The organism is Xenorhabdus griffiniae (genome assembly GCF_001028135.1).
In the GTDB taxonomy this organism is placed as follows: Bacteria; Pseudomonadota; Gammaproteobacteria; order Enterobacterales; family Enterobacteriaceae; genus Xenorhabdus; species Xenorhabdus bakwenae.
On sequence record NZ_LDNM01000090.1, the window covers coordinates 1 to 11,032 of the forward strand.

The following is an 11,032-nucleotide window of genomic DNA, read 5'->3' on the forward strand; positions in this document are numbered from 1 at the left end:
GTATGTTAATAGTATCGGTTCCATGTGCCTGCGGAAATGTTGGCGGAGAGAGCGTTATACTATCTAAACTTTCCATGAATTACTCCTTAATTGAGTGTTTTTTATATATAACTTTAGGATATAATCACTTAATTTCTTCGTTTATTGTCAATAATATTCATAGAGATGATTATTTTAATTTCTCATCTAAATATTAAAGTGAAATATTAATCCCTTAAAATAAAATCTCCGGTGATTTTATATCATTGCCATTTATAGTTATAGTATGTGTTGATTTCTGGCTGTTAATTTTAAAGATGAACAACCTGATCTTCTAGACTATAGATAAAACAGAAGATAGATATTATTCTCCCTATAAAATGCCTCTATCATCCAATTAATTCAAATTACTTTTTCCTATCGACTGATAATTATTTTTTATTGGCCAGATTATTTTATTCAAAAAATAATTTTAACCATTAATAATCAGGAGTGGATTTAGTTAAATAGCAATAATTAATACTATTTTTAAAATATTCATCTCGGGATACTAATATGCATCGTTTTCGAAAAAACATTTTCGCACGATATGTGTTACTAAAAATAACAATGAGTTGTTAAATTTTATTCAACAAACAAAAAAATGCAGGCTATCAGGCCTGCCCTCATGAAAATTTACAGATTACGATTATTGAGTGATTACCCCCAAAGCATTTTTAACCTTCCATAAATAACGAGAAGCCTGTGGTGCAGGATGATTATTTTGAACATATTGATAGAACTCATTCGGAGTCATTCGATTAATTTTATTAATTGCCAAAACTCGGTTTGCATCAAACGTTCGCAATAATGCCCCTGCCCCATTTACATAAGCAACTATCGTTGCATAGTACAGCGTTTCTGGATTGGAAATACCTTCCAGGTGCTGTTTTTTCAAGATGCTAATATAAGCTGTACCAAGATCAATGTTGATTTCAGGATCTTTCAATTCACGCATCGTTGGTTGTCCTGATTTTCCTTTCACTCTGTAAGCATCTCGCCCAGCCGTAGATGCCTTAATCTGCATGAGTCCAACTGCATTCGACTGACTAACAACCTCTGGACGAAAACCTGATTCCACCTGAATAATTGCTTTGATAAGCGTTTCATCAATACCATAACGTTTTGCAGCTTGCGCAATCAAACCATCAAATGGGGTAGATTTAAACCTATTTGTCAATTTACGGGTATTAAAAGCAGCCTTATTGCCATCAAGCATACGTTTTACCGTTGTTTGTCTATTACTGTCTGATTGGTGTACTTGTTGGTTTGCACATCCTGACAATAACAATGCCACCGCAATGTAACGGAGTTTTAATTTCACGCTGCTTCCCCTAAATAAAATTGATCCTATAAAGGATATATAATTTTACTGATAAACTAAAAATATTTTTCTATCGAATGTATCATCAATTTTGTTCTCTATTGCCTTGACTTTATATAAATGATACTGATAATCATTATCAATAATTAGATGTGCAACAAGTAAGGTTTACTATAATGAATAAAAAATGTTCTCTTTCTACTTTTCCGATATTCAATCTGATCCTTGTTCTATTCACAATGGCGTTATTCAGCCAGCATGCTCATGCCGAGAAAAAATTCAGAGTGGTTACAACATTTACTATTATTCAAGATATGGCTCAAAATGTCGCAGGAGACGCAGCAATTGTCGAGTCAATCACTAAACCGGGCGCAGAAATCCATGATTATCAACCCACTCCCAAAGATATCATCAAAGCACAGCGGGCAGACCTTATCCTCTGGAATGGCTTAAATTTAGAACGCTGGTTCGAACGCTTTTTTGAAAACATGCAAGACATACCTGCTGCGATTATAACCGAAGGCATTACCCCTTTACCCATTCGTGAAGGGCCTTACAATAAAAACCCTAACCCACACGCTTGGATGTCGCCGAATAATGCGCTGATCTATATCGAAAATATTCGCCAAGCTTTTGTCAAATACGATCCTGATAATGCCGAAATTTACAATCGTAATGCCAGAGCTTATGCAGAAAAAATGGCTCAATTGGATGCACCTCTTAGAGAACGTCTTTCTCGTATTCCTGAAGAGCAACGCTGGCTGGTCACCAGTGAAGGTGCTTTCAGCTATCTCACACAAGATTATGGTTTCAAAGAAGTTTACTTGTGGCCAATTAATGCTGAAGAACAAGGTTCCCCACAACAGGTTCGCCGTGTCATTGACACAGTAAGGTCTAATAAGATCCCGGTTGTTTTCAGTGAAAGCACTGTTTCAGATAAACCAGCAAAACAAGTCAGTAAAGAAACAGGGGCACGTTACGGCGGGGTACTTTATGTAGACTCCCTTTCCACTCAAAAAGGACCGGTTCCAACTTATATTGATCTACTTAACACCACTGTAGACACTATCGCAAAAGGATTTAATCAATGAATCGCTCATCATTAAACCACCAACCGTTATTTGAGCATCCTCATTTAATTGTGGATAATGCCACTGTCACTTACAACAATGGGCACACTGCTATTTATGATGCCAGTTTTAATATTACCGGCGGCACAATTTGTGCGCTGGTAGGCATGAATGGCAGCGGTAAATCCACCTTATTCAAAACAATCATGGGATTAGTAACGCCTTCACATGGAAAAGTGACACTCAACAATCAACCTATCAAAGCGGCATTAAAACAAAATATCATCGCATATGTCCCTCAAACTGAGGATGTAGACTGGAATTTCCCGGTTCTGGTTTCTGATGTTGTAATGATGGGACGCTATGGGAAAATGGGTTTTTTACGCCGTCCCAGCAAGCATGATCATGAAATCGTCAATAAAGCCCTTGAACGTGTCGGGCTGACAGAATTGCGTGATCGCCAAATTGGTGAGCTTTCTGGCGGGCAGAAAAAACGCGCATTTTTAGCCCGAGCATTGGCTCAAGAAGGGAAAGTTTTGTTACTGGATGAACCTTTTACTGGGGTAGATGTTAAAACAGAAAATGCCATTATTGACTTACTTCGTGGCCTACGTGACGAAGGGCATTTGGTTTTAGTATCAACGCATAACCTTGGCAGTGTGCCTGAATTTTGTGATCACGTTATTTTGATCAATCGTACTGTGCTCGCAAGTGGCCAAACTGAAAACACGTTTACTCAAAAAAATCTGGAAATTACCTTCGGTGGTGTCTTGCGTCATATTAATCTTTCCGCTCCTGAACTGCATAAAGATGATGATCCCCGCTCGCTGACAGTCATAACCGATGATGAACGTGCTGCCGTCTTTTACGGACATGATCATCATATTCCACCGCGGCAAAACCCCAAATAAAAGGAAAATCAACCATGATGGAACTACTTTTACAACCATTCAATTACAACTACATGGTGAAAGCCATGTGGGTAAGCACCATTGTTGGGGGTGTCTGTGCTTTCTTATCCGCTTATCTGATGCTAAAAGGTTGGTCACTAATGGGAGACGCCCTCTCCCACTCTGTTGTGCCCGGTGTCGCTGGTGCATATGCTCTCGGTTTACCTTATGCAGGTGGTGCTTTTTTTACAGGGATGCTCGCTGCATTATCAATGACATTGGTACGTCATATCACTCGGTTACGTGAAGATGCGGTGATCGGTTTTATATTCTCCACTTTTTTTGCCGTCGGATTATTGATCGTTTCTTTAAACCCCACATCCGTAAATGTACAAACCATTATTTTAGGCAATATTCTGGGAATTGCGGATGAGGATGTTTTACAAGTTGAAATCATTATTGCCGTTTCCTTCATTATCTTAATGGTACTTTGGAAAGATCTGTTGGTTGTTTTCTTTGATGAAACCCATGCTCGCTCGATTGGATTATCACCATTACGGTTGAAAATTATTTTCTTCACTTTATTAAGTGCCTGTACCGTTGCTGCATTACAAACAGTAGGCGCTATCTTGGTTATCGCAATGGTTGTAACACCGGGTGCAACCGCCTATTTATTAACAGATAGATTTAAATATTTGTTGATTATTGCCGTCACCATCGGTTCACTCACGAGTGGTATCGGTGCATATGTGAGTTATTTCCTCAACGGTGCAACTGGGGGAGTCATTGTTACCATACAAACAGTGATTTTCTTACTCGCGTTCTTCTTTGCCCCTAAACATGGCACGTTAGCCTCTCGCAGACGGGCCAGAAAGGAATCTCTGGCATTGATTCAGGAACAACGCTCATGAACACATTTATTGAATTAATTACTGAACCTTTCATGTATGAGTTCATGCGACGAGCTATCTATGCTGCCATTATCGTGGGAGCTGTTTGTGCTGTACTTTCCTGTTACTTAGTCTTAAAGGGTTGGTCATTGATGGGAGATGCCATTTCCCATGCTGTTTTGCCAGGTATAGTGCTCGCTTTTGTAACAGGTATACCACTTGCAATAGGTGCTTTCCTTTCTGGTATATCTTGTGCATTCGCTACCGGGTATCTAAAAGAACATAGCCGAATCAAAGAAGATACTGTCATGGGAATTGTTTTCTCAGGTATGTTTGCATTTGGGTTAGTTCTGTTTACTCGTATAGATACGGATCAACACCTGACACATATTTTATTCGGCAGCATACTCGGCATTACCCGGCATGAATTACTCCAAACCCTGTGCATTGCAGGGATCACGCTAGCGATTGTGCTGCTAAAGAGGAAAGATTTCATGCTCTACTGCTTCGATCCCAATCAGGCTCGAGTTATTGGTCTTCCGGTGAAACTTCTCCATTACGGGTTATTATCACTGCTGGCCCTAACAATTGTTGCCTCTTTGCAGGCCGTCGGCATTATTCTGGTCATTGCGATGTTAATCTCCCCCGGCATTATTGCTTTTATCCTTTGCCGGAGTTTTAACCGCATGCTGATTGTGGCAATGATTGCTTCTATATCATCCAGCGTACTTGGAACAATCATTAGCTTCCATATTGATGGTGAAACAGGCCCCTGTATCGTAATCATTCAGGCAATTTTCTTTACTATTGCACTTACTTATGACCAAATAAAATTAGCTTACAAGAAAGCAAACAAAGGATCGTTTGAAAAAATCTCACACTAAAAGGCATCAATTCAAGAAAAATCAAATTAAAAAATAATAGAGTGCCATATCAAATTTGAGATATGGCCTTATTAATTCCTATTAAAATTCCTTTTACCCTGTTCAAATGTTACATCTGTCTGTAGTATAAACATGAGAACTGTCAACTTAATGAGGTGAAGCATGTGGCAAACAGTGAGCCGTCTATTAAGTGAGCATTTTGGTGACGCTGAAATTCACGATAAAGAGGAATTGGCCGGAGGAGAGATTCACCGTGCCTGGCACATTAGATATGGTGAACAACATATCTTTATCAAATCCAACATGAAAGAAATGCTGCCAATTTTTAAAGCAGAAGCAGAACAACTGGAATTATTGGCTCGCAGCAAAACAACCCGTGTCCCCGATGTTTATGGTGTAGGTCACGACCGCAACTATAGCTTCCTGTTGCTGGAGCATTTACCCATAAAACCCTTTACCCCACACAGTGCATATCTTTTTGGTCAACACCTTGCGAAGTTACATCAATGGAGTGAACAACCCAAATTTGGTTTTGATTTTGATAACATGCTGGCAACTACCATACAACCTAACGGATGGCAAAAGCGCTGGGATTATTTTTATGCCGAAAAACGCATCGGATGGCAGTTGCAGCTTGCCGCTGATAAAGGAATGGTATTTGGAGATATTAACCAAATTGTTCAAGTAATCGGCGATAGACTACACAATCATCACCCTCAACCCTCTCTTCTGCATGGCGATCTATGGCCTATGAACTGTGCATCACTGAACGATAATTGTGCCGTCATTTTTGATCCTGCCTGCTATTGGGGAGATCGAGAATGTGATCTGGCAATGCTGCCACTTTACCCAGATCTTCCTTTGCAAATATTTGACGGTTATCAGAGTATCTGGCCATTACCTAAAGATTTCCTTGAACGTCAACCTATTTACCAACTTTACTATTTATTAAATAGATGTAATCTTTTCGGAGGGGAGAGTTTTATTATAATACAAAAGATGATTGATAAACTTTTATCTGAATAGGTATAAGATAACTTAAATTAATATTTAATTATTGACTTTAGCTCAATCACTCAAAAATTTATTATATTAAGAATATAAATTCCTTTTAAACCAAACGCGACATTGGGCATCCTTGCGCTGTTATTAACTCTCACATTACCACCCTAACAGTTTGAATAAGAAGCAAGCAATTGCACCGATAATGATGGGTGATATGTAAAGAATAAAAATCTGGCTGAATAAAGAATGAGAGGGAAACGCAATTTTAGCTTTCAATTGTTCCTCGGTTATTCCACTTTCCTGCGCGAGTTCAAAGACCATTTGATCTTCAATACGCTCTTTGATGAATTTAAATTGACGATACATTCTCAAACCAGACGCACTCATTGCCAACCCCACAAATATCAGCATATAAATGACAAAAAAACTGATATTTTCCCCAGTAATTCCGGCAACACGCTCAGGGGTTGGAGAATGCTTCCAAAAAAAATCCAAAAATGGTGTATTGAATTTAATCATTTCTGTCATCATCTGAAGAAAATCATTCAATACGGCGTTAATACCTGCATCCCCGATACTGTCACCTTTAATACCATTACCTTTAATACCATGCTGCCCTGCGGCCAGATTAATCACTGAGACAAAAGTCGACAACAGGGAGGGTATAAAAATAATCCAGCCCAAGATCCGCTTAACGATAGCAACATATCTAGCTTCTTGATACGTCATGACATTCTCCATTGGCCTAAATGATTTTATTTTTACTCAATAATAGCTCATAACGAACCAACTTTAATCCTATTTACGGAGTCATTATCTTACCTTACCGATGAAACTATCTCTTTGTTTGCCATCACCCATAACAAGATTTAATTTATTGGAATTGTTACAATCAAACCTCTTTAATCACTGTTATCATCGCGGAGAGATTTGAGATGTCATTTTGTTTATCTATGGAAGCGGCTATTTTTGATATGGATGGTTTGCTGATTGATTCTGAACCTTATTGGAAACAAGGAGAAAAAAGCGTATTCAGTGAATTAGGGCTAGATTTAAATTTAGCAAAAAACCTACCTGATACACTGGGGTTACGAATCGATCACGTTGTTGAGCTATGGTATCAAGCATCCCCCTGGCAAGGCACCTCTAAAAGTGAAGTTGGACAACGCATCATTGATTACGTAGTTCAATCAGTTGAAAAAAACCGTCCCTTACTGCCTGGAGTAGAACATGCTTTAAATCTCTGTCGTGAACGTGGGTTGAAAATTGGCCTGGCCTCCGCCTCACCCTATGAAATGATCAAAAAAGTGCTCGAATTGTTTAACCTACAACATTACTTTGATGTTGTCGTTTCTGCCGCACACTTACCTTACAGCAAACCACACCCCGAAGTTTATTTACTGGCAGCCAGTCAACTTGGCGTCAACCCAACTCACTGTCTTACATTAGAAGACTCATTTAACGGTATGATAGCAACCAAAGCAGCAAGAATGCGCTCAATTATCGTCCCAGCCTCTCACCATTTTGATGATCCCCGCTGGTCATTAGCTGACATTAAACTGAATTCTCTGGAAAAATTAACAATAGAACATATGACTTAATAGCCACCGCGCTGCCCTATTTTTTGTATATGGCAGCGCAAATATCAACCTCCCCCTCAACCTACACAGCCATAATGTAAAAATTTTCCTGGTTACCCTCTATCTTCCTCAGGCAAAACCCTCTATACTCCCCCACTGTATGTATAAACAGCAATCAGCATAAATAATTAGTATAAATCGTTATGACAGCAGAAGGACATCTTCTTTTTTCCGTTGCCAGCCTTGTATTGGCTCACCAGCTAGAAATCACACCAGAAATAGCACAGGGAGACTGGTTACACATGCTTCCCGGCGTACTTCTGGCTTCATTGTTGCCAGATATCGACCATCCAAGCTCAACCTTAGGCAGATTGTTCCGCTTTATATCCATTCCAATCGCGCGATTATGCGGACATCGTGGATTTACACATAGTTTATTAGCGCTGCTCGTGGGGGTTACTCTATTCCAGACTGAAATACCGTCTAATTGGCCCATTCCGACTGACTTTGTCCATGCAATGGTTATCGGTTATATCAGCCATCTTATTGCTGATATGCTTACTCCCGCTGGTATTCCACTGTTATGGCCGCTAAGAATACGTTTTTGCTTACCTATTCTTAGAGGTAAGGAACGTAAAAAAGCCGAACGTTTTATTGCCGTACTGGTAGTAGTGATCGCTATTATCCTTCCACAACACATCAATTTCTCATTCGCTCGCTATTTCGACAGCTTACAATTTAACAAAATACAGTTTGATAAGTTACCTATCGATAAGCTACAGAATCTCTACAAGTAACCGCTCACTACTCACATACAGCAAATATCGTAGCCCCATTTTAAAAATGGGGTTATCTGCAAAATATAAACCATTTTTTATTCACTTCCTGTCGCCTGCAAAAAGACCGTTAACTCAATAAGATAAAAAATTAACGGTTATAATTGAACAAAAAACAGAAATAGATTAGGAGATATAACCAATCAAACTAATTAGTGAAAATAATTATATTAAATTCTATTTAATTATAAGAAAGAGACTTATTATACTGATAATATCCTATCCTAAGCATTTCATGGTATGTAGACGATAGATTGCAAATTGAAATACAACTGACAAATCTATATCCAAGCTACATACAGCAACTCAAATATAACGGTATATAAGTTTTGGAGACTAGAGATGAATTTACCACTCATCATCAACGTGCTCGTTTTTGTAGCACTGCTTATTCTATTAGCAAAAACGGGTTCAAATAAATGGAGTTTGTCCAAAAAAGTTCTTGTGGCTCTAGTCGTAGGTGTTGTTTTTGGGTTGGCATTAAACATCATTTATGGAACAGATAATCTTACCGTAAAAGAATCAATTAAATGGTTCAATATTATTGGTAATGGTTATGTACAATTACTACAAATGGTTATCATGCCGTTAGTTTTTGCTTCTATCCTAAGCGCCGTTACTCGCTTACATAAAGCATCTTCCCTAGGAAAGATCAGTTTTTTTACCATTGGTACGTTACTGTTTACTACAGCAATTTCCGCTTTAATTGGCATTGTCATTGCCAATTTGTTTGGGCTAAGTGCAGCAGGACTTATTCAAGGCACACAAGAAACTGCTCGTTTATTAGCAATTGAAAGCAATTTTATTGGCAAAGTTGCAGATATGAGTGTGCCTCAGATCATTCTCTCCTTTATCCCTAAAAATCCCTTTGCTGATTTGACGGGAGCACACCCTACTTCCATTATTAGTGTGGTAATTTTTGCAACATTTTTGGGCATCGCTGCGCTACAAATGCTTAAAGATGATCATGAACACGGTAAACTGGCTCTCGTTGCCATTGATACTATGCAAGCATGGGCAATGAAGCTGGTTAGATTAGTGATGCGTCTCACCCCATACGGCGTAATGGCTTTGATGACCAAAGTTGTTGCTAGCTCCAATATCCATGACATTACTCAATTAGGTAGTTTTGTTGTTGCTTCTTACATCGCCCTTGGCCTGATGTTTGTAGTACATGGCGGGCTTTTGGCATTCACGGGGATCAATCCCCTGAAATTCTTTAAAAAAGCAGGCCCCGTACTGACATTTGCATTTACCAGCCGTTCAAGCGCTGCAAGTATCCCCTTGAATATCGAAACACAAACTCGCCGCCTCGGTGTGCCTGAGTCTATTGCCAGTTTCTCCGCTTCTTTTGGCGCGACTATTGGCCAAAATGGCTGTGCCGGCATTTATCCAGCTATGTTGGCAGTGATGGTGGCTCCAACCGTAGGTATTGATCCCTTTGACCCGGTATGGATTGCAACGCTTGTGGGCGTTGTGACTATCAGTTCTGCGGGGGTTGCTGGTGTTGGTGGTGGCGCAACATTTGCTGCACTGATTGTTTTACCAGCTATGGGCCTGCCTGTCACCTTAGCGGCGCTGCTTATTTCTGTTGAACCTCTGATTGATATGGGACGTACAGCATTAAATGTTAATGGCGCTATGACAGCAGGTACAGTCACTAGTCAATTGATGAGAAAAACGAATAAAGAGGTATTTGAACAAGACGAAAAAGTGGTATTAAACCAATCTTAATTCAAAACCTGATGAAATAAACCCTCAAACCGACACACTGAATCCAGGCCTCGCCATCGTGCGGGGCTTTTGCTATCCATCATGGGTAATGCATTTTACACCATCAGGTTATTCAATGACATCTCATGAATTAATAGCGAAAACCGGCAGCGGTCAACTGTGGATCCTGAGAAAACGCAGGCCGCCATCAAAACGGTTGTTGTCAATAATGATTGCGCCCATCGCACTGTGCCAGACGGGGCTGTTATCCGGTTGCAGCAACATGCGAACCGAATACGTTCCGGTGCCCCCGATACCGATCCCGGCGCATCTGCTCGTTGACTGTTTGCCTCCCGTCATCCCCGATAAAATGACATGGGGTGACAGTCTCATCCTGAATGAGCAGTTACTGACAGTCATGCGGGTACTTCTGTCCCCCTTTCAATATCCAGTTCTACTGTACGGATAATTATGCTGTTTACGATTGCCTTCCTGAGGGAAAACACCTCGACACGGCTATCGAATGGATGCCAAAACTGACAAGGAATGACCAACCAGAAGAATAATTTTTTCATATACAGAGGTTTTTCACAAACTCCGGTTTGCTGAGGATATCTGCGCCGTTCTTGTTTTTCTCCAGCCAGCCTTTGGCAACAATCGCGGTTATCGCTTCAGAGAGTTGGCTCTGTTTTCTGGGGTCTGGGGTAATCCCGGCTTTCGCCAGAATGTTTTTACATTCCTGCTGGAGATCCCTGACTGAGAATTGAACATCATTTAACCAATCAGCCGGAACTATTGTCCCGGGCAATCCGGTACTGGGAT

General features: G+C 40.0%; 12 protein-coding genes and 1 pseudogene. 9 read left to right on the forward strand and 4 right to left on the reverse strand.

Annotation, left to right across the window (positions count from 1 at the left end; translation table 11 throughout):
• Window positions 1-667: 667 nt before the first annotated feature.
• The gene (locus tag AAY47_RS15655; RefSeq protein WP_047771065.1) at window positions 668-1,342 is read right to left on the reverse strand and encodes a transglycosylase SLT domain-containing protein; all 675 of its coding nucleotides are present in this window, start codon (window positions 1,340-1,342) and stop codon (window positions 668-670) included.
• Between the two features lie 176 nt (window positions 1,343-1,518).
• On the opposite strand from AAY47_RS15655, the gene AAY47_RS15660 reads away from it, so the two are divergent.
• The 5 genes from AAY47_RS15660 (at window position 1,519) to AAY47_RS15680 (ending at window position 6,102) form a co-directional block, all read left to right on the forward strand.
• Window positions 1,519-2,433 carry a metal ABC transporter substrate-binding protein gene (locus AAY47_RS15660; protein ID WP_047771066.1) on the forward strand — a complete coding sequence of 305 codons (915 nt, stop codon included), beginning with the start codon at window positions 1,519-1,521 and terminating at the stop codon, window positions 2,431-2,433.
• A complete protein-coding gene (locus tag AAY47_RS15665) occupies window positions 2,430-3,323 on the forward strand; it encodes a manganese/iron ABC transporter ATP-binding protein (protein ID WP_047771067.1) in 894 nt (297 codons plus the stop codon). Before AAY47_RS15660 ends, AAY47_RS15665 begins: the two co-directional genes overlap by 4 nt.
• Window positions 3,324-3,337: 14 nt before the next feature.
• On the forward strand, window positions 3,338-4,213 hold the full coding sequence (locus tag AAY47_RS15670; protein WP_047771068.1) for a metal ABC transporter permease: 876 nt from the start codon (window positions 3,338-3,340) through the stop codon (window positions 4,211-4,213).
• Window positions 4,210-5,076 (forward strand): metal ABC transporter permease, encoded by an 867-nt coding sequence (locus AAY47_RS15675; protein ID WP_047771069.1) that lies wholly within the window; start codon window positions 4,210-4,212, stop codon window positions 5,074-5,076. The genes AAY47_RS15670 and AAY47_RS15675 overlap by 4 nt, the downstream gene beginning before the upstream one ends.
• Window positions 5,077-5,238: 162 nt before the next feature.
• Window positions 5,239-6,102 (forward strand): fructosamine kinase family protein, encoded by an 864-nt coding sequence (locus AAY47_RS15680; RefSeq protein WP_047771070.1) that lies wholly within the window; start codon window positions 5,239-5,241, stop codon window positions 6,100-6,102.
• A 135-nt stretch (window positions 6,103-6,237) separates the two neighbouring features.
• Here the strand turns inward: AAY47_RS15680 and AAY47_RS15685 are convergent, their stop codons facing one another.
• A complete protein-coding gene (locus AAY47_RS15685; RefSeq protein ID WP_047771071.1) occupies window positions 6,238-6,810 on the reverse strand; it encodes a YniB family protein in 573 nt (190 codons plus the stop codon).
• A 206-nt stretch (window positions 6,811-7,016) separates the two neighbouring features.
• On the opposite strand from AAY47_RS15685, the gene hxpB reads away from it, so the two are divergent.
• From hxpB to AAY47_RS23350, 4 genes are all read left to right on the forward strand, one after another.
• Window positions 7,017-7,682: a hexitol phosphatase HxpB gene (gene hxpB / locus AAY47_RS15690; protein ID WP_047771072.1), complete on the forward strand. Its 666-nt coding sequence runs from the start codon at window positions 7,017-7,019 to the stop codon at window positions 7,680-7,682.
• Window positions 7,683-7,864: 182 nt separating this feature from the next.
• Complete coding sequence (locus AAY47_RS15695; protein ID WP_047771073.1) at window positions 7,865-8,458, forward strand: metal-dependent hydrolase; 594 nt, start codon at window positions 7,865-7,867, stop codon at window positions 8,456-8,458.
• A gap of 381 nt (window positions 8,459-8,839) precedes the next feature.
• On the forward strand, window positions 8,840-10,231 hold the full coding sequence (locus tag AAY47_RS15700; RefSeq protein WP_047771074.1) for an L-cystine transporter: 1,392 nt from the start codon (window positions 8,840-8,842) through the stop codon (window positions 10,229-10,231).
• Window positions 10,232-10,493: 262 nt separating this feature from the next.
• Window positions 10,494-10,679 carry a hypothetical protein gene (locus tag AAY47_RS23350; RefSeq protein WP_419177449.1) on the forward strand — a complete coding sequence of 62 codons (186 nt, stop codon included), beginning with the start codon at window positions 10,494-10,496 and terminating at the stop codon, window positions 10,677-10,679.
• Here AAY47_RS23350 and AAY47_RS22050 read toward each other — a convergent pair.
• Window positions 10,627-10,785: a hypothetical protein gene (locus AAY47_RS22050; protein ID WP_160300208.1), complete on the reverse strand. Its 159-nt coding sequence runs from the start codon at window positions 10,783-10,785 to the stop codon at window positions 10,627-10,629. The two genes, AAY47_RS23350 and AAY47_RS22050, sit on opposite strands and share 53 nt — an antisense overlap.
• Window positions 10,782-11,032: pseudogene (locus tag AAY47_RS22055) on the reverse strand (hypothetical protein); the annotation flags it as partial. The pseudogene AAY47_RS22055 and the gene AAY47_RS22050, both read right to left, overlap by 4 nt.

What these genes read in the sequence shown, in the direction of transcription:
- AAY47_RS15660 (WP_047771066.1), top strand. Translation starts at nt 1,519, where the DNA reads ATGAATAAAAAATGTTCTCTTTCTACTTTTCCGATATTCAATCTGATC.
- AAY47_RS15665 (WP_047771067.1), top strand. Translation starts at nt 2,430, where the DNA reads ATGAATCGCTCATCATTAAACCACCAACCGTTATTTGAGCATCCTCAT.
- AAY47_RS15670 (WP_047771068.1), top strand. Translation starts at nt 3,338, where the DNA reads ATGATGGAACTACTTTTACAACCATTCAATTACAACTACATGGTGAAA.
- AAY47_RS15675 (WP_047771069.1), top strand. Translation starts at nt 4,210, where the DNA reads ATGAACACATTTATTGAATTAATTACTGAACCTTTCATGTATGAGTTC.
- AAY47_RS15680 (WP_047771070.1), top strand. Translation starts at nt 5,239, where the DNA reads ATGTGGCAAACAGTGAGCCGTCTATTAAGTGAGCATTTTGGTGACGCT.
- AAY47_RS15685 (WP_047771071.1), bottom strand. Translation starts at nt 6,810, where the DNA reads ATGACGTATCAAGAAGCTAGATATGTTGCTATCGTTAAGCGGATCTTG.
- hxpB (WP_047771072.1), top strand. Translation starts at nt 7,017, where the DNA reads ATGTCATTTTGTTTATCTATGGAAGCGGCTATTTTTGATATGGATGGT.
- AAY47_RS15695 (WP_047771073.1), top strand. Translation starts at nt 7,865, where the DNA reads ATGACAGCAGAAGGACATCTTCTTTTTTCCGTTGCCAGCCTTGTATTG.
- AAY47_RS15700 (WP_047771074.1), top strand. Translation starts at nt 8,840, where the DNA reads ATGAATTTACCACTCATCATCAACGTGCTCGTTTTTGTAGCACTGCTT.
- AAY47_RS23350 (WP_419177449.1), top strand. Translation starts at nt 10,494, where the DNA reads ATGCGAACCGAATACGTTCCGGTGCCCCCGATACCGATCCCGGCGCAT.
- AAY47_RS22050 (WP_160300208.1), bottom strand. Translation starts at nt 10,785, where the DNA reads ATGAAAAAATTATTCTTCTGGTTGGTCATTCCTTGTCAGTTTTGGCAT.